The 21,113-nt window shown below is 40.1% G+C and carries 27 protein-coding genes; 6 read left to right on the top strand and 21 right to left on the bottom strand.

Features of this window, described 5'->3' with window-relative positions; translation table 11 throughout:
• Positions 1-111 precede the first annotated feature (111 nt).
• From L0P31_RS01505 to L0P31_RS01450, 12 genes are all read right to left on the bottom strand, one after another.
• On the bottom strand, positions 112-552 hold the full coding sequence (locus tag L0P31_RS01505; protein ID WP_000188807.1) for an ASCH domain-containing protein: 441 nt from the start codon (positions 550-552) through the stop codon (positions 112-114).
• Positions 521-1,396 carry a putative PEP-binding protein gene (locus L0P31_RS01500; RefSeq protein WP_004256499.1) on the bottom strand — a complete coding sequence of 292 codons (876 nt, stop codon included), beginning with the start codon at positions 1,394-1,396 and terminating at the stop codon, positions 521-523. The genes L0P31_RS01505 and L0P31_RS01500 overlap by 32 nt, the downstream gene beginning before the upstream one ends.
• Complete coding sequence (locus tag L0P31_RS01495; protein WP_192855239.1) at positions 1,374-1,514, bottom strand: hypothetical protein; 141 nt, start codon at positions 1,512-1,514, stop codon at positions 1,374-1,376. Before L0P31_RS01495 ends, L0P31_RS01500 begins: the two co-directional genes overlap by 23 nt.
• Positions 1,515-1,524: 10 nt before the next feature.
• Positions 1,525-2,223 (bottom strand): 3-oxoacyl-ACP reductase, encoded by a 699-nt coding sequence (locus L0P31_RS01490; RefSeq protein ID WP_213951965.1) that lies wholly within the window; start codon positions 2,221-2,223, stop codon positions 1,525-1,527.
• On the bottom strand, positions 2,216-2,452 hold the full coding sequence (locus tag L0P31_RS01485) for a DUF2829 domain-containing protein (RefSeq protein ID WP_000141914.1): 237 nt from the start codon (positions 2,450-2,452) through the stop codon (positions 2,216-2,218). The genes L0P31_RS01490 and L0P31_RS01485 overlap by 8 nt, the downstream gene beginning before the upstream one ends.
• Positions 2,453-2,551: 99 nt before the next feature.
• Entirely contained in the window at positions 2,552-3,478 is a 927-nt protein-coding gene (locus L0P31_RS01480; RefSeq protein ID WP_238095446.1) for an aldo/keto reductase, read from the bottom strand.
• A 74-nt stretch (positions 3,479-3,552) separates the two neighbouring features.
• Positions 3,553-4,368, bottom strand: a complete 816-nt coding sequence (locus L0P31_RS01475) for a hypothetical protein (protein ID WP_070527202.1) — start codon at positions 4,366-4,368, stop codon at positions 3,553-3,555.
• Positions 4,365-4,691: a PadR family transcriptional regulator gene (locus L0P31_RS01470; RefSeq protein ID WP_000665423.1), complete on the bottom strand. Its 327-nt coding sequence runs from the start codon at positions 4,689-4,691 to the stop codon at positions 4,365-4,367. Before L0P31_RS01470 ends, L0P31_RS01475 begins: the two co-directional genes overlap by 4 nt.
• A 328-nt stretch (positions 4,692-5,019) precedes the next feature.
• On the bottom strand, positions 5,020-7,017 hold the full coding sequence (gene metG / locus L0P31_RS01465; protein ID WP_060805368.1) for a methionine--tRNA ligase: 1,998 nt from the start codon (positions 7,015-7,017) through the stop codon (positions 5,020-5,022).
• Positions 7,018-7,140: 123 nt separating this feature from the next.
• On the bottom strand, positions 7,141-8,400 hold the full coding sequence (locus L0P31_RS01460) for an ABC transporter permease (protein WP_238095444.1): 1,260 nt from the start codon (positions 8,398-8,400) through the stop codon (positions 7,141-7,143).
• A 1-nt stretch (position 8,401) separates the two neighbouring features.
• A complete protein-coding gene (locus L0P31_RS01455) occupies positions 8,402-9,103 on the bottom strand; it encodes an ABC transporter ATP-binding protein (protein WP_024058005.1) in 702 nt (233 codons plus the stop codon).
• Positions 9,087-10,295 carry an efflux RND transporter periplasmic adaptor subunit gene (locus L0P31_RS01450; RefSeq protein WP_179211356.1) on the bottom strand — a complete coding sequence of 403 codons (1,209 nt, stop codon included), beginning with the start codon at positions 10,293-10,295 and terminating at the stop codon, positions 9,087-9,089. The genes L0P31_RS01455 and L0P31_RS01450 overlap by 17 nt, the downstream gene beginning before the upstream one ends.
• A gap of 288 nt (positions 10,296-10,583) precedes the next feature.
• Here L0P31_RS01450 and gor point away from each other — a divergent pair, with 288 nt between their 5' ends.
• Both gor and L0P31_RS01440 read left to right on the top strand, forming a co-directional pair.
• A complete protein-coding gene (gene gor / locus L0P31_RS01445) occupies positions 10,584-11,930 on the top strand; it encodes a glutathione-disulfide reductase (protein ID WP_238095442.1) in 1,347 nt (448 codons plus the stop codon).
• 189 nt (positions 11,931-12,119) lie between these two features.
• A complete protein-coding gene (locus L0P31_RS01440) occupies positions 12,120-12,656 on the top strand; it encodes a biotin transporter BioY (protein ID WP_238095439.1) in 537 nt (178 codons plus the stop codon).
• A 54-nt stretch (positions 12,657-12,710) separates the two neighbouring features.
• On the opposite strand, the gene L0P31_RS01435 is transcribed toward L0P31_RS01440, so the two are convergent.
• Complete coding sequence (locus L0P31_RS01435) at positions 12,711-12,926, bottom strand: YdbC family protein (RefSeq protein WP_000807422.1); 216 nt, start codon at positions 12,924-12,926, stop codon at positions 12,711-12,713.
• A 99-nt stretch (positions 12,927-13,025) separates the two neighbouring features.
• Here L0P31_RS01435 and L0P31_RS01430 point away from each other — a divergent pair, with 99 nt between their 5' ends.
• Positions 13,026-13,346 carry a hypothetical protein gene (locus L0P31_RS01430; protein ID WP_084888448.1) on the top strand — a complete coding sequence of 107 codons (321 nt, stop codon included), beginning with the start codon at positions 13,026-13,028 and terminating at the stop codon, positions 13,344-13,346.
• Between the two features lie 30 nt (positions 13,347-13,376).
• Here the strand turns inward: L0P31_RS01430 and L0P31_RS01425 are convergent, their stop codons facing one another.
• The 7 genes from L0P31_RS01425 to rpsP all read right to left on the bottom strand — a co-directional run bounded on the left by L0P31_RS01425 (position 13,377) and on the right by rpsP (position 16,779).
• Positions 13,377-13,715 carry an ATP cone domain-containing protein gene (locus tag L0P31_RS01425; RefSeq protein ID WP_001196040.1) on the bottom strand — a complete coding sequence of 113 codons (339 nt, stop codon included), beginning with the start codon at positions 13,713-13,715 and terminating at the stop codon, positions 13,377-13,379.
• An 11-nt stretch (positions 13,716-13,726) separates the two neighbouring features.
• Positions 13,727-14,446, bottom strand: a complete 720-nt coding sequence (gene trmD / locus L0P31_RS01420) for a tRNA (guanosine(37)-N1)-methyltransferase TrmD (RefSeq protein WP_024057002.1) — start codon at positions 14,444-14,446, stop codon at positions 13,727-13,729.
• The gene (rimM, locus tag L0P31_RS01415; protein ID WP_001105892.1) at positions 14,436-14,954 is read right to left on the bottom strand and encodes a ribosome maturation factor RimM; all 519 of its coding nucleotides are present in this window, start codon (positions 14,952-14,954) and stop codon (positions 14,436-14,438) included. Before rimM ends, trmD begins: the two co-directional genes overlap by 11 nt.
• Before the next feature lie 30 nt (positions 14,955-14,984).
• Positions 14,985-15,773, bottom strand: a complete 789-nt coding sequence (locus L0P31_RS01410) for an alpha/beta fold hydrolase (protein ID WP_024057003.1) — start codon at positions 15,771-15,773, stop codon at positions 14,985-14,987.
• 97 nt (positions 15,774-15,870) lie between these two features.
• Positions 15,871-16,203 (bottom strand): MazG nucleotide pyrophosphohydrolase domain-containing protein, encoded by a 333-nt coding sequence (locus L0P31_RS01405; RefSeq protein WP_024057004.1) that lies wholly within the window; start codon positions 16,201-16,203, stop codon positions 15,871-15,873.
• A gap of 44 nt (positions 16,204-16,247) precedes the next feature.
• The gene (gene kphA / locus L0P31_RS01400; RefSeq protein WP_000379617.1) at positions 16,248-16,487 is read right to left on the bottom strand and encodes an RNA-binding protein KphA; all 240 of its coding nucleotides are present in this window, start codon (positions 16,485-16,487) and stop codon (positions 16,248-16,250) included.
• A gap of 19 nt (positions 16,488-16,506) precedes the next feature.
• Positions 16,507-16,779: a 30S ribosomal protein S16 gene (gene rpsP / locus L0P31_RS01395; RefSeq protein ID WP_000268760.1), complete on the bottom strand. Its 273-nt coding sequence runs from the start codon at positions 16,777-16,779 to the stop codon at positions 16,507-16,509.
• 805 nt (positions 16,780-17,584) lie between these two features.
• Between rpsP and L0P31_RS01390 the strand changes: the two genes are divergently transcribed.
• From L0P31_RS01390 to L0P31_RS01380, 3 genes are all read left to right on the top strand, one after another.
• Positions 17,585-18,181 carry a hypothetical protein gene (locus tag L0P31_RS01390; RefSeq protein ID WP_049499631.1) on the top strand — a complete coding sequence of 199 codons (597 nt, stop codon included), beginning with the start codon at positions 17,585-17,587 and terminating at the stop codon, positions 18,179-18,181.
• A 2-nt stretch (positions 18,182-18,183) separates the two neighbouring features.
• A complete protein-coding gene (locus L0P31_RS01385) occupies positions 18,184-18,408 on the top strand; it encodes a helix-turn-helix transcriptional regulator (protein ID WP_001041101.1) in 225 nt (74 codons plus the stop codon).
• Between the two features lie 305 nt (positions 18,409-18,713).
• A complete protein-coding gene (locus tag L0P31_RS01380; RefSeq protein ID WP_153219389.1) occupies positions 18,714-19,517 on the top strand; it encodes a peptidylprolyl isomerase in 804 nt (267 codons plus the stop codon).
• Positions 19,518-19,571: 54 nt separating this feature from the next.
• Here L0P31_RS01380 and L0P31_RS01375 read toward each other — a convergent pair whose 3' ends face one another.
• On the bottom strand, positions 19,572-21,113 hold the full coding sequence (locus L0P31_RS01375; RefSeq protein WP_000025377.1) for an ABC-F family ATP-binding cassette domain-containing protein: 1,542 nt from the start codon (positions 21,111-21,113) through the stop codon (positions 19,572-19,574).

Genomic DNA, 21,113 nt, shown 5'->3' with positions numbered 1-21,113 from the left:
ATTCTAAGTTTAAGAGCTAGAGCTCTTCTTCAAACAAACTTATTATATCATGTTTTGTCTAAGAAAAAAGGATTGGACGGCGATTTCCAAAACTTTCTTCCGTCTAACAGTCTACAGTGGGTAGACCTTGCGAAATTCTTCTAAAACAACCTTGCTTTCAGGTGTAAAAGTCAGTCCTGCTTCACCCAAACAGTCTGTGAAAAAATCCTCATGAACCTGACGCCAATAGGTAAGTGATTTGTCTCCCTCACCTTCCTTATAGGCATGTTGAGCAGAAACTTGATTGAAGGGCTGGACAGAAACCTTTGTAATTTCGACAATACAGACAGCCTGATTTTGACTATCTAAAATGACATCAAAAGTTCCTTCTTGAGGAAGAGACTCGGCTTCTAGTGCATAGAGGTCGTAGGCTGAAGCTGTTGCAGTCTTTTCGCCTCTTAAAACCAAATCTGCTAAAAGGTCTGGTTCCACTCCAAAAGCCCAAGCATCGATTTCATCTCCTATAGAGGGGTTGATTTTCTTATATGCATTCCACATTTCTTGCGGTGTCATGGGTGCTCCTTTGTAATTTTTTACTTTCTTCTTTTATGTGTTTAAGATGATCTGGATGGTCAATTTCTAAATCAAAAATCTCTAGAATAGAACTGTAGTGAATAATGCACTTGATACTCAACTGATTCATTTTTTGTATGAAAGAATCATTCAGATAGCCTGCTACAGCAAAGTCAATCTTTTTCATCCTTGCTTTATCCTGCATATCTCTTAGCATATCTAACATAATTGGACTTTCCATATCATGCCATTGACTGTTTCTCACAGTGGCAAAAATAAAAGAAGTCAAATCATTCATTCCAACTACAATCTTTGAAATGCCCGTTTCCAGTATCCTATCTAAGTCAAAATACGCTGACGGCAATTCAATCATTGTGCCGATTTTCCCAGTAAAACCCTGCTGACGCAATACTGTAATAGCTTGCTTTAACTGCTCAGCATCATTGACAAAAGGAAAGATAATAGATAGATTGGGATTATTTTGATAAACTTCTGTAACGACATGTGCTTCAGCCTGAAATTCATCCGGACACGCCAGCAAACGCCTAGTTCCTCTATATCCAAATAAGGGATGATTTTCATCAAAATACTCTTTAGTCCCCTTTAGACAATTAGCTTCTGTATTCGTTAATTCAGAAAAACGATACCATACCTCTTCATCTGAGTACAAGAAGCAAATAGTGTTTAGATAATCTTTTACAAATTCCTGACAACTTGGTAACAGGATGTTTTGGTTGATCTCTCTCGACAAATACTCCCCACGAATCATTCCAATGTGGTGAAATAGTTGTGGGTAAACTTTTTCAAGAATTTTTTCTCCACTAAGGGCAAGTTGGTTTCTCATCATTCACCTTCCAATTCATGTAAGAAGTCTTGTCCAGTTCTGGAAATCCTAATAATTCAGACTTAACCTTCAAGACTAACGGCGATGCATTTTCTTCTGTGAGCTCTTGAATATCCATCCAACTCCCCCTACTTCAAAGACCAGCCACCATCTATTGTCAGAATTTGACCCTGCATGGCAGATGCCTTTCCACTGGCCAAAAAGAGACTGACTTCTGCCACTTCCTCTGGTTCAATCCAGCGCTTGATTGGTGTTTCACTAGCAACCCAGGTAGCCAAGCCACCTGGTTCAAAGTCTGCAGTGGTCATACCCGTCTTGACGGCTCCTGGAGCGATACCAAAGACCTGAATCCCTGTTTCAGCATAGTCTAGAGCCAACTGCTTGGTAAAGCCTGCTAAGGCGTGCTTCGAAGAAGTATAGGCGTGTCCACCACCACCTGCTAGGCTCGAAGCAATGGAGCACATGTTGATAATAATCCCTTTTTTATTCTCCAACATTTTGGTCAAATAATAGCGAGTCAACTCAACAGGAGTCATATAGTTAATTTCAAAAATTTCTTGAATTTCCTGCGCCGTTTGTTCCAAAAGTGGTTTGTAATCATCCAAAACTCCAGCAGTATTGCACAAAACATCCACCTGAGGACACCAGTCAAAAATAGGTTCTAAGTCCAAGGTCAAATCTCTCTGTAAAAAGTGGAAATCACCCTCTAAGAGTGGATTTTCACCTTGGTCAACTCCATAAACTTGAAAGCCATTCTCTAAAAAGAGGCGAGCTTGAGCTAGGCCGATTCCTGAACTCACTCCTGTAATCAATACACGTCTAGTCATTCACTTCTACCCAATCTGTCGCCAAAACATCACAAGGTGTCGGACTCCACATGGAAAAACCTTCACCTTCTCCAGATACGTTGATTAGGAAATAAGGTGTCACTTCAAGTGCAACCCCGTTTTGTTCAATGGTGTCAAAAAGTTGGACATAGTTTTCAGCACCTCCCCAACCAGTTCGTACATATTTTTTCTTAGCCTTTAACCCCGGCAGAATTTCTTCAAATGTCATGGTTTTCTCCTTTAATATCAATAATTCTCCCCTTCATTATAACAAAAAAACCGCTTTGCAACGGCTTTTTGACTGTGAGTTATTTACATCTGCTTCTACTTACGGCAAATTATTCCCTGCAGCAAGATAAATTTCATACCATTCTTTTCTTGTTAAGCTAAAGTTTGCCGCTTGACTAACTTCTCTCAAGTGCTTAGGATTTGTGGTACCTACGACTGCCTGCATTTTTGCTGGATAACGCAATATCCAAGAAATGGCAATAGTTGAAGAGGTTACTCCATATTTAGTAGCTAAACGATCAAGTACTTGATTTAAAGCTTGAAATTTCTCATTTCCAACAAAATTCCCTTTGAAATACCCGAATTGTAAGACAGACCATGCTTGAATGACCACATCGTGTAATTTGCAATATTCAAAAATGCTGCCATCTCGCATAGCTGCTTGACTATCTTCCATATTAACATGAAAACCTGATTCGAATCCTGGTGTAAAAGCCACACTCAATTGTAGCTGATTAACAGCTAACGGCTGCTTGACATCTTTTTTAAGCAACTCCATCATCATAGGATTTTGATTAGAAACTCCAAAATCTCGAACTTTGCCTTGTTTATAAAGAAGATCAAAGGCTTCTGCTACTTGGTCAGACTCCATCAAAGCATCTGGCCTATGAAGAAGCAAGCTATCTAAATGATCAATCTTCAATCTTTGCAAAATTCCGTCAACTGATTTTATAATATAGTCCTTAGAAAAATCAAAATAGGTAAATTCTTCAATGCGAATGCCACATTTTGACTGAATCCACATCTCTTCTCTTAATTCTGGACGATTTTTTAGGACAAGACCTAACAGTTCTTCACAACGACCACGACCATATATATCAGCCAAGTCGAAAGCATTGATTCCAACAGAAAGTGCTGTTTCTACAAGCTCTTCAACTTCTTTTACAGACTTATCTTTTATTCTCATCATTCCGAGAACAATTTCTGATAATTCTTTGTCATCTTGACCAAGAGTTATGTATCTCATCAAATTTTTCTCCTTAAATTTCTAACATTCTTCCCTTCATTATAACAAAAAACCGCTTTGCAACGGCTTTTTGACTATATTTCACTCCATTTTATCTTCTTAAACCCACGGAACAAGACAAAGATTCCAATAAAGAGGACAGCTAAAGGAAGGATTTTTGTAAGGAAAACATTTGAAATTCCCATCCACTCATAGTAACGGAGCAGAGAGCCTACAACAAGATGGGCAATAATCATACTAACAAATGGACGAAAAACCGCTTCTTTCCAATTCCAAATACTGATGACTAGGGAAAGCGTAAAGACAAGGAAACTATCCCAGGGAGCAGGAAGATAAAAGTCTCCTTCTTGTATGAAACTTCCCATTCCTACATATCCTAGAACAACTAGCAGAACAAGAATCCCAACGATAATATAGGTGCCAATTTTCATTTTAGGAGAATCTTGGACTAAACTTTTTCGTAAGATTGTAGCCACAAGTCCAAATCCGATCAGAAAAAGAAGAAGTTGCCCTAAAAATGTGAGTAAATTGACTGTTAAGAGAGGACCTTTAGAAAAATCACTTAGTAGTTGATAATAACGTAATACCGCTAGGACAAGAATTGGTGTCAAAAGGGACTCTTTGATAGAACTGCGTGGCGCTTCCTTGAGTATCTCTTTCATTATTGTTTTAGGATTCTTACCTAGATAATCCTCAGCACTCATCCCGTCTCGTTCTGCTTCTGAAAAATCTAGCATCATCAAATAGATCTGCTCTCTGAGATAGTCCTCATCATAGAGAAATCCAGCAAGGTTAAAACTATCCCACAGTTCCTCAAAATACTGCTGATTGTCCTCAGAAAACTCATGCAACAAAGCGCTTGTTTCTTCATAATACTTCATTTTCTTCATGGTTTACCCCCATTCTTAATTCCTTCTACTTTTTGACTCAAATCGTCCCATTGTTGCCAAAAAACCGAGACACGCTCTTCTCCTTCTTTAGTTAATGAAAAATACTTCCGATCTGGACCATCTGGCGACGGACGCATGTCGCCTCTTATCCATTGATTTTTTTCTAACTTTTGCAACAAAGGATAAATAGTTCCTGGAACGATAGTATCAAATCCAGCCTCTCGTAGAGTCTGAACCAACTCATAACCATATCGCTCTTTTTGACCAATCATATCCAAGACACAACCTTCAAGAACACCTTTTAATAGTTGAGTTTCCTTCATCCCTTCCCCCTTCTATCTATTTTGTAATACCTACTAGTAGCTTCATCTATAATATACCACTTCCACACTAGTTTGTAAAGCATAATAGTTAATACTCTTCGAAAATCTCTTCAAACCACGTCAGCGTCGCCTTGCCGTATGTATGGTTACTGACTTGGTCAGTTTCATCTACAACCTCAAAATCATGTTTTGATCTGACTTCGTCAGTTCTATCTACAACCTTAAAGCAGTGTCTTGAGCAACTTGCGGCTAGTTTCCTAGTTTGCTCTTTGATTTTCATTGAGTGTAAATAAAAAACAGAACTAGCATGAACTAGTCCTGTCTATTGTTACCCAATCACACTTCCATTCGGTACAGCTGGATCAACTGTGAGAAGGGTTAATTTTCCATCATGTTCAGCTGATAGGATCATACCTTGGCTGACATATTTCTTCATCATTTTACGTGGTTTGAGATTGGCAACGATTTGGACTTTCTTGCCGACCAATTCTTGTTCGTTTGGATAGTATTTTGCAATTCCTGAGAGGATTTGACGATCTTGACCATCACCAGCATCCAAGCGGAATTGAAGCAACTTATCTGAACCTTCTACTTTAGACACTTCTTTGACTTCTGCGACACGGATTTCGACCTTGTCAAAATCTTCAAACTTGATTTCTTCCTTGTTTAGTTTGAGTTCAACTTCATCTGGATTCCATTCTTTCTCGACTGCTGGTTTGTTGCCTTCCATTTGTTCCTTGATATAGGCGATTTCTTCTTCCATATCCAGACGTGGGAAGATTGGAGTTCCCTTAGCAACTACAGTTACACCTGCAGGGAAATCAACCAAGCTCAAGTTTTCAAGGCTCGCTACTTCTTCCAAGCCAAGTTGATTTAAGACTGCACGACTGGTTTCCATCATAAACGGCTCAATCAAGTGAGCTACAACACGAAGGCTAGCTGCCAAGTGGCTCATAACACTTGCTAATTGGTCGCGAAGAGCTTCATCCTTGGCCAAGACCCATGGTGCGGTCTCATCGATGTATTTATTGGTACGAGAGATAAGGGTCCAGACTGCTTCAAGTGCACGTGGGTAGTCAACTGCTTCCATGTAGGTGTGGTAGTCAGCGATTGATTGTTCTGCGACGTCAGCAAGAGCATGGTCAAACTCTGTTACACCTTCTACATAGGCAGGGACTTGCCCGTCAAAGTATTTATTAATCATAGAAACCGTACGGTTAAGGAGGTTTCCAAGGTCATTGGCCAATTCATAGTTGATACGGCCTACATAGTCTTCTGGAGTGAAGGTTCCGTCTGAACCAACTGGAAGGCTACGCATGAGATAGTAACGAAGCGGATCTAGTCCATAACGCTCTACCAACATTTCAGGGTAAACGACATTTCCTTTAGACTTAGACATTTTGCCGTCTTTCATGACAAACCAACCATGGGCAATCAGACGATCTGGCAATTTGATATCGAGCATCATAAGAAGGATTGGCCAGTAGATTGAGTGGAATCGAAGGATGTCTTTTCCTACCATGTGGAAGACTGTTCCATTCCAGAACTTGTCAAAGTTACCATGTTCATCTTGACCGTAGCCAAGAGCTGTCGCATAGTTAAGAAGGGCATCAATCCAAACGTAGACAACGTGTTTAGGATTAGATGGCACTGGCACACCCCATGTAAAGGTTGTACGAGAAACCGCCAAATCCTCTAAACCTGGCTCGATAAAGTTGCGAAGCATTTCATTCAGACGACCATCTGGAGTGATAAATTCAGGATGAGCTTTGAAAAATTCTACTAGACGGTCTTGGTACTTGCTAAGACGAAGGAAATAAGACTCTTCAGATACCCATTCCACTTCGTGACCTGATGGAGCGATACCACCAGTTACATTTCCAGCTTCGTCACGGAAAACTTCTGCAAGCTGGCTTTCTGTAAAGAATTCCTCATCTGAAACTGAATACCAACCAGAATATTCACCCAAATAGATGTCATCTTGAGCCAGCAAGCGTTCAAAGACTTGTGCGACAACTTTTTCATGGTAGTCATCAGTTGTACGGATAAATTTATCGTATGAGATATCTAGTAATTGCCAGAGTTCTTTGACTCCAACTGCCATCCCATCAACATAGGCTTGAGGTGTAATGCCAGCTTCTTCTGCTTTCTGCTGGATTTTCTGACCGTGCTCATCAAGACCTGTCAGATAAAAGACATCGTAACCCATCAGGCGTTTGTAACGGGCTAGGACATCACAGGCGATGGTTGTGTAGGCAGAACCGATATGAAGTTTACCAGATGGATAGTAAATCGGTGTTGTAATATAAAAATTCTTTTCAGACATAATTTTTCCTTTCCAGGCAAATGAAACCTGTTTTTCTCACACTTCATTATATCACATTTTTAAGGATTTTCGATAGGGAAATCTATACAAAAACAAGATAGACAAGTGTCCATCTTGTTAATCTTATTCATAGCGAAGAGCTTCAATCGGATCAAGTTTCGATGCCTTGTTGGCTGGCAAAACTCCAAAAATCATACCCACACTAGCCGAAACTGCAAGACTAAATAGGGCAACTGGGATTGATACTCCCACTTCTATACCCGCAATCAAACCTTGCAAGAGTATGCCAGCTATAGCGGTTAAGCCTGTCGCAATGGTTAAACCAATGACTCCACCAAGCAAGGTCAATATCATGGATTCAATCAAAAACTGGATTAAAATATTAGCACGTGTTGCACCCAAAGCCTTACGGAGACCAATCTCACGCGTACGCTCCGTCACCGAAACCAGCATGATGTTCATAACACCAGTCCCTCCAACAAAAAGGGAAATTCCTGCAATGGCACTAATAATCGTAGTTATAAAGCCGAACAATTGTTGTACTTCTTGGAAGGCTGCAGTCGCATCTGACACCTGATACTCCCCTTGCTGAAGACCAGCAATTTCGGTCAATTTTCTAGCTAATTCTGGTCCCACAGTTGGTGTCAAACTGGTATCATTGACACGGAAGACAATATCAGAAATTTCATCCATATTGAAGTTGTTGGCAAGAGAAATATTAGTCGTAATTGGAAGTCCGCCAATACCAAATGTCTTGACAGCCTTGGCCTCATCGCTAGTATAAACACCAATAACACGATAGCTAAAACCACCAACATCTATAATCTGGTTAACAGCTTCTTGAGCTGACCCAAACAGGCTATTAGCAAGTTCCTGGTCTAGCAAAATGACACTGGCCACATCTTTATAATCCTGAGCTATAAGACTACGACCTGCAACAATTTCATTTTCAACCGCCTTCATGTAAGTAATATTTCCACCTGTCAAGCTAGCGCGCTCAACCTTTTTATCTTTATAAGACAGGGTCGTATTTGTCGAGTTGGTTACATAGTAACTATCTACACCCTTAAGTTTGGCCGCCTCCTTAACCCAAGCTTCTTGCGGTTTTGGCGGTTCAACATGGACTTCCTCTTCTTTACCAGAGACTGTCAAAGCTGATTGCTTTTGGGTAAAAGAACCATCTTTGCTTTTGATAGGCGAGAAAAAGACATGGATATTCTTCTGTGACTTGGTCATATTTTTATTGATCTGACGAGACATGGAATCTCCCAGAGCCATAATCACAACAACAGATGAAACACCAATGATAATCCCAATCATAGTGAGAAAAGAGCGCATCTTGTGGGCCATGATAGATGAAAAGGCAAATTTCAGATTCTGCATCTTAGTTTTCCTCCTTCTCTAACTGCGAACTGTCAGACGAAATAACTCCATCTCGAATGACAATCTGGCGTTTAGCATAAGCAGCGATTTCAGGCTCATGCGTTACCATGATAATGGTTTTTCCTTCTTTGTTCAACTCAACCAATAGTTGCATAATTTGGTTCCCTGTTTTGGTATCCAAGGCTCCTGTCGGTTCGTCCGCTAGGATAATAGAAGGATTGTTTACCAAGGCACGCGCAATAGCCACACGTTGCTTTTGACCACCAGATAATTCTGAAGGCAAATGGTGACTGCGTTCTGTCAATTCAACCTTATCTAAATATTCCTCAGCTAACTTGCGACGTTTTGAAGATGAAACTCCCGCGTAAATCAAGGGCAATTCTACGTTTTGCAGAGCATTAAGTTTAGATAGAAGAAAGAACTGCTGAAAGACAAATCCGATTTGTTGGTTACGGACCTTGGCTAGTTGTTTTTCACCTAGTCCCGCCACTTCTTGGCCTTCAAGATAATACTCTCCACTGGTTGGTGTATCCAACATCCCAATCGTATTCATTAGAGTGGACTTACCAGACCCAGAGGGTCCCATGATGGCAACAAACTCACCCTCATTCACTTCTAGGTTGATATTTTTGAGAACCTGCAGTTCTTGGTCACCATTACGGTAACTTCTGCAGATATTTTTTAGACTAATTAGTTTCTTCATCAGCCTTCACCTCTTTTCCTTCCTCTAGAGAAGACGTTGGGTTACTGATGACCTTGACTCCATTTGTCAGACCTGAAGTGATTTCTTGGTTGTCTGCATCAGCATTGCCCAAACCAACTTCCACTTTCTTAGCCTTTTTCTGCTCGTCAAGCACCCAGACATAGTTCTTATCATTTTCAGTCACAACACTTGTTAGAGGAACCAAAATGGCTTTACTCTTATTCTTGACCTCAACGCTTACTGAAAATCCTTGTTTCAAATCACCAATTTCACTCGTAACATCAATGGTATATGGATATTTAGAGCCAGAATTACCAGCTGCTGCTGCAGCCGCTGCACTTGCTGCTTCGCCATTATTTTTAGGGTAGTCAGAGATATAGCTAATCTTACCTGTCCAGCTCTTATCTTGGTAAACTTTAGAAGTAAAGGTTACTTCTTGACCGACAGATAAGTTGGCAAGGTTGTATTCAGATAGTTCACCCTTAACTTGCAAGTTTTCATTGCTTACGACATGAACTACCACTTGGCTTGCTCCTGTTGGAGATTTGGAAACGTTACGATTGACTTCGACCACAGTTCCCTCTAGGGTACTGAGAACCGTCATTGCATCCAACTGACTTTGAGCCTTGCTTAATTGTGCCGCTGCATCTGCACGGGCATCACGGGCATCACCCAATTGAGCATCAATAGAGGATACTGAATTTCCTGCGACTGGAGCTGGAGTTTGTGCCGCAGCTCCTTCTACTCCTGCTGGTGTTGGCAACTGTGGAGCCGGAGCTGAAGCGGCTTCATTCCGTGCTTGATTGAGTTCATTGATATGACGATCTGCCTTCGCAACTGCTCGACTAGCTGAATCATAGGCCGCCTGGGCTTCTGAACTACTGTACTTGACTAAAGCCTGCCCTTCACTAACCTTATCCCCCACAGAAACAAGGATTTCATCTAAATCTCCCTTACTAGCATCAAAATAAACATATTGTTCATTTTTTGCCGTTACTGTCCCTGATAATAAAACAGAGGATGCAACGCTTCCTTCTTTAGCAACAACCAGATGAGTAGCCTCATCTTTTACAGCGGTCTGAGAAGGTTGTCTAAAAAGCAAAATGCCCCCAGCCCCCAATACAACAACACTTGCAGCACCGATTGCTGCATACAATTGCCACTTTTTAGCCTTACGATTCTTTTTCATAATGAAACTCCTTTTTTGATTTAAAGTCCTTAACAATATTATACAAAAATTACCAAATACAAACAATAACAATTCAGAACGAAATAATGACATTTCAGGATTCACTTATTGTTCGGAAATTTTTATCTCTATTGTACTAGTTATATAATACACTTTATTTTTCTTTTTTGCAAGCCTTTTCTTTAATTTTTTTTAACGTAGCAGATTTTTGCAATCACATCAAAAAAAAGATAGAATATGACTATCAAAAAATGACACTCTACTATTTAAAAGAGTACAAAGGAGTTTTTAATGAGAGAATATGATATCATTGCTATCGGTGGAGGTAGCGGAGGAATTGCTACTATGAACCGTGCTGGTGAACATGGAGCCAAAGCAGCCGTTATTGAGGAAAAGAAATTAGGTGGAACCTGTGTCAACGTCGGTTGTGTTCCTAAAAAAATCATGTGGTATGGGGCTCAAATCGCTGAGACTTTCCATCAATTTGGAGAAGACTACGGCTTTAAGACTACTGATCTTAACTTTGACTTTGCTACCCTACGTCGCAATCGTGAAGCCTATATTGATCGCGCTCGTTCTTCTTATGATGGCAGTTTTAAACGCAACGGAGTAGACTTGATTGAAGGTCATGCTGAATTTGTAGATTCTCATACTGTTAGCGTAAATGGTGAGCTGATCCGTGCTAAACATATCGTGATCGCTACTGGTGCCCATCCAAGTATTCCTAATATTCCTGGTGCTGAGCTAGGTGGCTCTTCTGATGATGTATTTTCCTGGGAAGAACTTCCAGAGTCAGTTGCTATTCTAGGCGCGGGTTATATTGCCGTTGAATTGGCTGGCGTACTCCACACCTTTGGTGTCAAGACAGACCTCTTTGTTCGCCGTGATCGTCCTTTACGTGGTTTTGATTCTTATATCGTTGAAGGTTTGGTCAAGGAAATGGAAAGAACAAACTTACCACTTCACACTCACAAAGTTCCTGCCAAGTTAGAAAAAACTGCTGAAGGCATTACCATTCATTTCGAAGATGGTACTAGTCACACAGCTAGCCAAGTTATCTGGGCTACAGGTCGCCGTCCAAACGTTAAGGGCTTGCAACTTGAAAAAGCTGGTGTTACTCTGAACGAACGTGGCTTTATCCAAGTAGATGAATACCAAAATACGGTTGTTGAGGGAATCTATGCTCTAGGTGATGTAACGGGTGAAAAAGAACTGACTCCAGTTGCTATCAAGGCAGGACGTACCCTATCTGAACGCCTCTTTAACGAAAAAACTACTGCAAAAATGGACTACTCAACTATTCCAACTGTTGTCTTTTCACACCCTGCTATCGGAACTGTTGGGCTGACAGAAGAGCAAGCTATTAAAGAATACGGCCAAGACCAAATCAAGGTTTACAAATCAAGCTTCACTTCTATGTACTCTGCTTGCACTTGCAACCGTCAAGAAACACGTTTCAAATTGATAACAGCTGGTTCTGAAGAAAAAGTTGTCGGACTTCATGGAATTGGCTATGGTGTTGATGAAATGATTCAAGGATTTGCTGTTGCTATCAAAATGGGAGCAACCAAGGCTGACTTCGATGCAACCGTAGCGATTCACCCAACTGCATCTGAAGAATTTGTAACCATGCGTTAATCGAAATAAAAGAAGCTGATACAAATGTGTCTGCTTCTTTTTTGATGATTTACGAAATGATGAAAACAACTTACCCAGTCAGGAAAATCGGCCGTTACAGTTTTTGTTACCTTGCTCTATAAAACAGGTTGACAATAATGTTCTTACGAGTATAATAGTTACTATACATCAGAAAAGAGGTTAACTATTTTGAAAAAAGCTCACGTTTATGCTATCCCTGCTATTGGGGCTGCTCTCATTGCTGTATTGGCACAAATCACTCTTCCAATTGGACCTGTTCCCTTCACTCTGCAAAACTTTGCAATCGGCTTGATTGCTACTGTCTTTAGACCCAGAGAGGCTGTACTTTCTGTTGGACTCTATCTTCTTCTAGGTGCTATCGGTCTTCCTGTCTTTGCAGGAGGGGGAGCTGGATTGCAGGCGTTGGTTGGTCCTACTGCAGGCTATCTTTGGTTTTATCTTGTTTACTCTGGACTTACTTCATCTCTAACTGACAGCAAGAGTGGAGTTGTCAAGATTTTTCTTGCAAACCTCTTGGGTGATGCCCTTGTCTTTGTCGGCGGGATTCTAAGCTTGCATTTCCTAGCTGGAATGCCATTTGAAAAAGCTCTTGTTGTAGGAGTTTTTCCCTTTATCATTCCAGACCTTGGTAAACTTCTTGCTATTAGTTTTATTAGTCGTCCACTACTTCAACGCCTTAAAAATCAGGCTTACTTTACCAACTAAAAAAAGGATATCGAGTTGTCATAACTCAATATCCTTTTCTTTCATTTTGAAAACTTAGTTGCCTTTAAAGGCATCCACCATGGTTTGAAATTCTTCATTAGAGAGGGTAATTCCCTTGCCCATTTTAGTATGATCTGGACTCCAAGCACGAATATCAAACTTTGCAGGGGCACCATTAAAGCTCACACGGTTGATTTCCTTGGTCCAACCTTTTTCGTTTTCAGAAAGAGTCAACAAGTGCTCTTCGATTTCAAATGTAAATTCTGCCATTTTCTTCTCCTTTTTTTAGCTTTCATTAGTTTATTCGTAAAATCTTGTAGATTTTACGAAAATTTTATATAATATTGATATAAAAGAAGGGAGGCCAATATGAGACATAAATTCCAGCAAGTTCTAGATAAAATACATGACTTTTTAAATGGACATGACCAACCTGACCAGACTGAAACCAACTCCCTAACTGCTACTATTGAAGAGGCTATCCAGAAACAAACTGCTGTTCACCTTATCTTGTCTGAGACAAGTTTTACAGGTGACATCATCAAATACGATCAGCAACGCCAGCAAATTATCGTGAAAAATTTTGCTAAAAATGTGACCCGTATTATCCGCATAAGCGATATTCAACGCCTACGATTTGTCCCTTCAACTGTCCAAACAGCCCAAAAAAATAGATTTAAGAAAGAGTGAGATGTAGTTGCTTCATCCCACTCTTTTTTCTTAGCGAATTTGTTCAAAATGTAAATGAACCGCGATATGATCTCCATAACCACTTCTTTCCAAGTCACGTTGTAGACGATAGGAAATGTAGTGTTCTGCTATGGTAATGTAACCTGCACCCAGCAAACGATGTTCAACCATAGACTGAATCATGCTAATGGTAGCACGTTCCACCTTGGCCTCTTCCAAATCCAAAACCACTTTCTTAGTGACTTGTGCAAGGTTTTGACGCAAATCATCTGTCAATACATAGACAGTCTGAGCTGCCTTTAAGATAGCTTGGTAAATCTTATCTGGATTAAATTCAGCAATTTCTCCATCACGTTTGATTACTTGCATAGGTTTCTCCTTTATTCTTTATTTTCTTTGATTTCTACCAGCATTTTTTCTTCTTCTGCTGTCAGTTGATAATGTTCAAGCAAATCCGGTCTGCGCTCATAGGTTTTCTTTAAACTCTCATACAATCGCCACTGACGAATCTTTTCATGGTGCCCGCTCATTAGTACATCTGGGACAACCATGCCTCGATAATCATAGGGACGTGTGTACTGAGGATATTCAAGAAGGCCTGAAGAAAAACTATCATCTTGGTGGCTAGACTCCTTGCCAATTACTTCTGGAATCAGGCGTACCGTAGCATCAATCATGGTCATAGCCGCCAACTCTCCACCAGTCAAGACATAGTCGCCTAGGGAGATCTCATCTGTCACCAAGGTCTTAATTCGCTCATCATAACCCTCATAGTGCCCACAGATAAAGATTAGCTCTTCCTCTTGAGCCAAATCCTCAGCATAAGCCTGATCAAACTGCTTGCCAGCTGGGTCTAGGAGAATAACGCGCGGATTTTTCTTTTCAATAGCGTCAAAGGCATCGAAAATAGGTTGTGCTCGGAGCAACATCCCCTGACCACCTCCGTAGGGCTCATCGTCTACATGGCGGGCCTTTTCAGCATTTTCTCGAAAATTATGATACTGGATATCCAAGAGCCCTTTTTCTCGAGCCTTTCCAACGATTGAGTGCTCCAGTGGAGAAAACATCTCTGGAAAGAGGGTTAAAATATCAATCTTCATCGTCTAACCCTTCTAAGATTTCCACATCGACGCGGTTATTCGGAATATCAACATTGAGAACCACTGGTGGGATATAAGGCAATAACAAATCACGCTTGCCTTTTCGCTTGACTACCCAGACATCGTTAGCACCTGGTTGTAGGATTTCCTTGATGGTTCCAATCAAGTTGTCTCCCTCATAGACCTCCAAACCGATAATCTCGTGATAATAAAATTCACCATCGTCTAGGTCATTCAAATCTTCCTCAGCAACCTTGAGACTGTATCCTTTGTACTTTTCGATAGCGTTGATATGGTACATATCTTTGAATTTAATGATGTCAAAGTTCTTCTGTTTTCGGTGGCTAGCAATAGTCACTGTTTGGACAAACTGATCTTTTTCATCAAACAAAGCCAGCTCAGCCCCTTTTTTAAACCGTTCTTCTGCAAAATCCGTCACAGACAAGACTCGCATCTCACCCTGTAACCCCTGCGTATTGACGATTTTCCCAACATTAAAGTAGTTCATCTTGTCTCCTGTAGTCTATTTATTTCCATCTTATTCTGACAATTCTCGAATAATAGTCACAATTTTTTCTGATTCTGACCATTGTAAATAATGGTGATTCCCTCCTAAAATGAGTTTAGTATTGGAAGTCCAATATTCTGATTCTCTGTACTCTTTTTCTCTATAAGCCTGACAAAAAATAAATACAGGGACATGAGATTCTATCGACAAATTCTCAAAATCTTCCTCAGTAATCTCTCCAGATATCTGAAATTCTGAATCTTGATTTTGCAACTCTGAACCTTTTTCTTGCATTATTTCCCAGATTTCTTTATTGATTTCAGGGCTAAATGTGGCTTGAGTTAAGCTCTTAAAATAAAGTTCAGGACCACACTCCTCAATCAGCATCATCTGCTCTTCCATTTCTGGATAAGGATTTTCTGAAAAATCAGCAAACATGACTTTTTTAGTTGTCGGTTCAATTGCTACTAAAGCCTGACACTTAATTGGTTTCTTGAGCAACTTGCAAGCTAAAATTCCACTCAAACTATGTGCACAAAGTATATATTCAGAAATCGCCAATTCTTCAAGTACTTCATAAACCGCATCTGCAAGATTATCCAGATTTTTTCCAGCTTGGTCATGAATCGGACTTCTACCTGTGTTTGGAAAATCAATTGTCAAATAACCAATTGTGGGAGGAAGTTTTTCGAGTATAAGTGAAAAATTTTCATAACTTGGTAGCAAACCTGCACCACTTAAACAAACTAGCATTTTCTTTTGCTTTTGATAAGTAACAGAGAGACTACCAATTTCTGTAGATACTTCAATCCTCTTCATAAAGAAATCCACTCATTCTGTATAATGAATTATAAAAAATCCTTATCCTTTATTTTATCACGTTCCAAGGATTTTCTCAAGTTGGAGAAAAAGTATGTCAACTCTCGAATTCCTTCAAAAATCCTTCCAAATCACGTTCATGTTGGTACTTAATGGCTGCAGTTTTGTCTTTCTCAAAGATGGTTTTAGTTAGGTCAATATGGTTGATGGCTGCGATTGCGACGGTGTAGTGAATGATATCAGCCAGTTCTTTTGCTAGTTCCTCGTTCGAATCCTGAACGCCCTCTTTTCGACCAGAGCGCCCATTCAAAACTTCGGCTACTTCTCCGACTTCCTCCACTAGCTTGATAAAAAGACCTTCCTCAGTCCGAGACTGCTGGTAATGTTCGAGTAAGTAGTCTTGTAATTGTCTAAACGTTAAATCCTTCATATCCTGCTCCTCGCAAAAAAAGCGAGACATTCGTCCCGCCCTTCTTATTTTTCGTCAATAACGATTCTTACTTTTTTGTCTTCAGTTGGGACAGAGTAGACAATCGTTCTTATCGCAGAAATAGTGCGACCCTTACGACCGATTACACGACCCACATCGCTTTGATCAAGATCCAAATGATATTCCAAAAATTCTGGTGTATCTTCAATCTTGATAGTTAAGGCATCTGGTTGTGAAATCAAGGGTTTCACAATCGCAATAATGAGATTTTCAATCGTATCCATCTGTCAACCTACTTTAAACTTATTTTGAGAATTTAGAATCGTGGAATTTTTTCAATACGCCTTCTTTTGAAAGGATGTTACGTACTGTGTCTGAAGGTTGAGCTCCATCAGCCAACCATGCAAGAACGCGGTCTTCTTTCAAAGTTACTTGGTTTTCAGCAACAAGTGGGTTGTATGTTCCAACTGTTTCGATGAAACGTCCGTCACGTGGTGAACGTGAATCTGCTACGTTGATACGGTAGAAAGGTTTTTTCTTAGAACCCATACGAGTCAAACGGATTTTAACTGCCATTTTTAAAGTCTCTTTTCTTATTTTTTATTTCGGTGAAATAGCTGAGCTATTTAGCACATGTTCTATTATAGCAGATTTCTAGCAGGTGTCAAGAAAAAAACTTGACAGACTATAAAATTTTTAAACCATTTAGAAATTTGTTAGAAGTAGGAAATAAATGTTTGAAAGAAGCTAGCCGTGAATACTATTTTATACTCAATGAAAATCAAAGAGCAAACTAGGAAGCTAGCCGCAGGCTGTACTGGAGTACGGCAAGGCAAAGCTGACGTAGTTTGAATTTGATTTTCGAAGAGTATTAGAAACATTTTATAAAGACCATCAACTCAAACCCTTCATATCGCCTGAACGAGATTTGGATACTTGGCTCCTAAATCCTAAGCCCGTTCCCAAACGAAATATCAAGGATTTTAAGAACGATATCTACTAATTAATTTATAAAATATGAATTAATAGATTCTAAATAGAGGAATAATTTAGTTCTGTAAAAATTAACTTCTACACCTACAAAGCTTATTCTGACAGAGTTTATAACAGTCTAAGAAAAAAAGTAGAGATTCATACAGTATCTAGATTTTCCAAAAATTTTTTATCATCAGATATTATTAACGAAACTATCCAAACCAAATCCGATGCATTGCTTCAAAGAATTCTTTAGTTGTTTGACTATCGAGGGCTTTTATTAAAAAAATTTTTCAAATAATTGCCACCTTGGCACATAAATTCTTGCTTTCTAAGTTTAAATGTGATATATTTGTAACATAAAATTTAAGTGTTATATATTTATAACACAAAAAAGGAGTCTATCATGAAAAAAAGTCAAAAAATGCGTGGCCTCATTGCAATGATTGCCGTAGCTCTCTTTATTGATTTTATTGTTTTATTTGGTTCTAATCTTAGTTGGGGACCCAAGTTAGTTATTGCTGGTATTTCAGTGTTAGGTCAGATTGTAGCTATTTGGGGCTGGCTACATATGAAACAATGGCCTCATAAGAGTCAGAAAAGTAAGGGAAAGACTATTTTTGACTTGTCTGCTAAGCTTTACACGATACTTTTTTTTGCAGCAAGCATTTTTTATACAGTAGGGATTTGGGTTGCGACCCCAAGCGTAAGTTCTGGTATTAAAGAATGGATTTTGGGAATTGGCCTCGTTATTGAAGTGATTGTATTTGGTTTTTTCTGTTTGAAAAATGTCAAGGAAACTCCGGACGAACGCTTTTATGCTAATTTAGCCAAGGCAGCTAGCTTGATGTTTGTTTTTATACTAGGCGCACTGATGATCCTAGCAGTTATCATTGGGTATATGGGGCCTCTCACTCTTTACATAGGCCAGATATTTATTAGCATAGCTGCCTTGATTTGCATCTTTGCGGTTGTCTATATTATCTTGGAACGTAGGGGATAAGCATGGCCAAAGAAAGCAAGATTATTACTAATCTCAAATCTGTTCGTGAGTCCACAGGCATGACCCAGCAGGAGTTAGCCGACCGCATCGGCATGCGACGCGAGACAATTCTGCACTTGGAAAATAATCGTTACAACCCTTCGCTAGAAATGGCTCTTAAAATTGCTCAAGTTTTTAATCTGAAAGTAGAAGACCTCTTTGAACTCAGACAGCAAGAGGAAGCATAATTCTTTTCGAGACCTAGTATTAAGTTCATTGATTAATTAGTAATTGAGTCCAAAAGAAAAAATCCTTTGAAAATGTGCTCTTTTAAAATATAGTAATTCTTTCGAATTAACGTTTACTAATTGTGATGCCTTACGAGCTTTCTTAAGATCTGGTTTCCTAAATACTTCGAGTACACTTATGGTATTGATACCCCTAATCAAGCGATTTTATGGTTGGCTTCCTCTTAAACTGTCTTGTCACTAACATTTGAAATCCACTTCCTTTTAGGGTACAATAGTAGAAATGAATTTTTGAGAGGAACAGAATGAAAAAACTAGCAACCCTTCTTTTACTATCCACTGTAGCCCTAGCTGGATGTAGCAGCATCCAACGTAGTTTGCGTGGTGATGATTATGTGGATTCCAGCCTTGCTGCTGAAGAAAGTTCTAAATCTGCTGCCCAATCTGCCAAGGACTTAAACGATGCTTTAACAAACGAAAATGCCAACTTCCCTCAACTTTCTAAGGAAGTTGCTGAAGATGAAGCCGAAGTGATTCTCCACACAAGTCAAGGCGATATCCGCATTAAGCTCTTCCCTAAACTGGCTCCTCTAGCAGTTGAGAACTTCCTCACTCATGCCAAAGAAGGCTACTATAACGGCATTACCTTCCACCGTGTCATCGATGGCTTCATGGTTCAAACTGGAGATCCAAAAGGGGACGGTACAGGTGGTCAGTCTATCTGGCATGATAAGGATAAGGCAAAAGACAAGGGAACTGGTTTCAAGAACGAAATCACTCCTTATCTCTATAACATCCGTGGGGCTCTTGCGATGGCAAATACTGGCCAACCAAACACCAATGGCAGCCAATTCTTCATCAACCAAAACTCTACAGATACCTCTACTAAACTCCCTACAAGCAAGTATCCAAAGAAAATCATCGAAGCCTACAAAGAAGGTGGAAATCCTAGTCTAGATGGCAAACACCCAGTCTTTGGCCAAGTCATTGACGGTATGGATGTTGTAGATAAGATTGCTAAAGCCGAAAAAGATGAGAAAGACAAACCAACTACTGCTATTACAATCGATAGTATCGAAGTAGTGAAAGACTACAATTTTAAATCTTAAAGATCTAAAAAATACAGTACCCACATACGGTACTGTATTTCTTTTATACTCATTTTAAGTTAGCTTGTTAAAATCCCAGATTTGGTCCATCCAGCCTTCATAGAAGTCAGGTTCGTGACAGACCATAAGAATCGATCCCTTGTATTCTTTGAGAGCACGTTTAAGTTCGTCCTTGGCGTCCACATCCAAGTGGTTTGTAGGCTCGTCCAGAACTAAAACGTTGTTTTCACGATTCATCAAGAGACAGAAACGAACCTTGGCTTGTTCCCCACCTGACAAGACCTGAATTTGGCTTTCGATATGCTTGGTTGTCAGACCACAGCGGGCAAGGGCTGCACGGACTTCAGCTTGGTTAAGTGCAGGAAAGGCATTCCAGACAGCTTCAAGTGGTGTTTGACGATTGCCACCTTCTACTTCCTGTTCAAAGTAACCAAGTTCTAGGTAATCACCTCGTTCAACTTCCCCAGCAATTGGCGGAATAATCCCCAAGAGACTCTTCAAGAGAGTTGTTTTCCCGATACCATTAGCACCGATAATGGCAACCTTTTGATTGCGCTCAAAGGTAAGATTTAAAGGCTTGGTCAGAGGACGATCATAACCAATTTGCAAATCCTTGGCTTGGAAAATAAAGCGCCCTGGTGTACGAGCCGGTTTGAAATCAAAGGATGGTTTTGGTTTCTCACTTTGCAGTTCGATAATATCCATCTTATCCAATTTCTTCTGACGAGACATGGCCATATTTCGTGTTGCAACACGCGCTTTGTTTCGAGCGACGAAGTCCTTGAGGTCCGCAATCTCTTTCTGCTGACGTTCGTAGGCTGCCTCTAGCTGAGATTTCTTCATAGCATAGACTTCTTGGAACTGGTAGTAATCACCAGAATAACGCGTCAGCTGTTGATTCTCCACATGGTAGACAATATTAATCACGTCGTTCAAGAATGGAATATCATGCGAAATAAGGACAAAGGCATTCTCATAGTTTTGGAGATAGCGCTTGAGCCAGTCAATATGCTCAGCATCCAAGTAGTTGGTCGGCTCGTCCAAAAGCAAGATATCGGGCTTTTCAAGGAGGAGTTTAGCCAAAAGCACCTTGGTTCTTTGCCCACCTGACAAAGAAGTTACATCCGTATCCATGCCAAAGTCCATGACACCAAGGGCGCGCGCTACTTCATCAATCTTAGCATCCAAGGTATAGAAATCACGACTCTCCAGACGGTCTTGAAGTTCTCCCACTTCTTCCATGAGAGCATCAACATCCGCTCCATCTTCAGCCATTTCCATATAAAGGTCATTGATCCGGGCTTCCGCTTTGAAAAGCTCATCAAAGGCTGTACGGAGAACATCGCGTACCGACTGCCCTTCAGCAAGGACTGAGTGTTGATCCAAGTAACCCGCAGTCACATATTTGGACCACTCAACCTTTCCTTCATCTGGCAGCATTTTACCAGTCACAATGCTCATAAAGGTTGATTTTCCTTCACCATTGGCACCGACCAGACCGATATGTTCTCCCTTAAGGAGGCGGAAGGACACATCTTCAAAAATTGCACGGTCACCAAAACCATGACTCAGATTTTTAACTTCTAAAATACTCAT

The organism is Streptococcus mitis (assembly GCF_022137125.1).
Taxonomy (GTDB): Bacteria; Bacillota; Bacilli; order Lactobacillales; family Streptococcaceae; genus Streptococcus; species Streptococcus mitis_CE.
The sequence above is the reverse complement of the archived record's forward strand: the minus strand, read 5'-3'. Positions and strand labels throughout refer to the sequence as shown.

Excerpts from the sequence above, each read along its gene's own strand:
- L0P31_RS01505 (WP_000188807.1), bottom strand. The coding sequence starts at position 552 with ATGACACCGCAAGAAATGTGGAATGCATATAAGAAAATCAACCCCTCT.
- L0P31_RS01500 (WP_004256499.1), bottom strand. The coding sequence starts at position 1,396 with ATGAGAAACCAACTTGCCCTTAGTGGAGAAAAAATTCTTGAAAAAGTT.
- L0P31_RS01495 (WP_192855239.1), bottom strand. The coding sequence starts at position 1,514 with ATGGATATTCAAGAGCTCACAGAAGAAAATGCATCGCCGTTAGTCTTG.
- L0P31_RS01490 (WP_213951965.1), bottom strand. The coding sequence starts at position 2,223 with ATGACTAGACGTGTATTGATTACAGGAGTGAGTTCAGGAATCGGCCTA.
- L0P31_RS01485 (WP_000141914.1), bottom strand. The coding sequence starts at position 2,452 with ATGACATTTGAAGAAATTCTGCCGGGGTTAAAGGCTAAGAAAAAATAT.
- L0P31_RS01480 (WP_238095446.1), bottom strand. The coding sequence starts at position 3,478 with ATGAGATACATAACTCTTGGTCAAGATGACAAAGAATTATCAGAAATT.
- L0P31_RS01475 (WP_070527202.1), bottom strand. The coding sequence starts at position 4,368 with ATGAAGAAAATGAAGTATTATGAAGAAACAAGCGCTTTGTTGCATGAG.
- L0P31_RS01470 (WP_000665423.1), bottom strand. The coding sequence starts at position 4,691 with ATGAAGGAAACTCAACTATTAAAAGGTGTTCTTGAAGGTTGTGTCTTG.
- metG (WP_060805368.1), bottom strand. The coding sequence starts at position 7,017 with ATGTCTGAAAAGAATTTTTATATTACAACACCGATTTACTATCCATCT.
- L0P31_RS01460 (WP_238095444.1), bottom strand. The coding sequence starts at position 8,400 with ATGCAGAATCTGAAATTTGCCTTTTCATCTATCATGGCCCACAAGATG.
- L0P31_RS01455 (WP_024058005.1), bottom strand. The coding sequence starts at position 9,103 with ATGAAGAAACTAATTAGTCTAAAAAATATCTGCAGAAGTTACCGTAAT.
- gor (WP_238095442.1), top strand. The coding sequence starts at position 10,584 with ATGAGAGAATATGATATCATTGCTATCGGTGGAGGTAGCGGAGGAATT.
- L0P31_RS01435 (WP_000807422.1), bottom strand. The coding sequence starts at position 12,926 with ATGGCAGAATTTACATTTGAAATCGAAGAGCACTTGTTGACTCTTTCT.
- L0P31_RS01430 (WP_084888448.1), top strand. The coding sequence starts at position 13,026 with ATGAGACATAAATTCCAGCAAGTTCTAGATAAAATACATGACTTTTTA.
- L0P31_RS01425 (WP_001196040.1), bottom strand. The coding sequence starts at position 13,715 with ATGCAAGTAATCAAACGTGATGGAGAAATTGCTGAATTTAATCCAGAT.
- trmD (WP_024057002.1), bottom strand. The coding sequence starts at position 14,446 with ATGAAGATTGATATTTTAACCCTCTTTCCAGAGATGTTTTCTCCACTG.
- rimM (WP_001105892.1), bottom strand. The coding sequence starts at position 14,954 with ATGAACTACTTTAATGTTGGGAAAATCGTCAATACGCAGGGGTTACAG.
- L0P31_RS01410 (WP_024057003.1), bottom strand. The coding sequence starts at position 15,773 with ATGAAGAGGATTGAAGTATCTACAGAAATTGGTAGTCTCTCTGTTACT.
- L0P31_RS01405 (WP_024057004.1), bottom strand. The coding sequence starts at position 16,203 with ATGAAGGATTTAACGTTTAGACAATTACAAGACTACTTACTCGAACAT.
- kphA (WP_000379617.1), bottom strand. The coding sequence starts at position 16,487 with ATGGATACGATTGAAAATCTCATTATTGCGATTGTGAAACCCTTGATT.
- rpsP (WP_000268760.1), bottom strand. The coding sequence starts at position 16,779 with ATGGCAGTTAAAATCCGTTTGACTCGTATGGGTTCTAAGAAAAAACCT.
- L0P31_RS01390 (WP_049499631.1), top strand. The coding sequence starts at position 17,585 with ATGAAAAAAAGTCAAAAAATGCGTGGCCTCATTGCAATGATTGCCGTA.
- L0P31_RS01385 (WP_001041101.1), top strand. The coding sequence starts at position 18,184 with ATGGCCAAAGAAAGCAAGATTATTACTAATCTCAAATCTGTTCGTGAG.
- L0P31_RS01380 (WP_153219389.1), top strand. The coding sequence starts at position 18,714 with ATGAAAAAACTAGCAACCCTTCTTTTACTATCCACTGTAGCCCTAGCT.
- L0P31_RS01375 (WP_000025377.1), bottom strand. The coding sequence starts at position 21,113 with ATGAGTATTTTAGAAGTTAAAAATCTGAGTCATGGTTTTGGTGACCGT.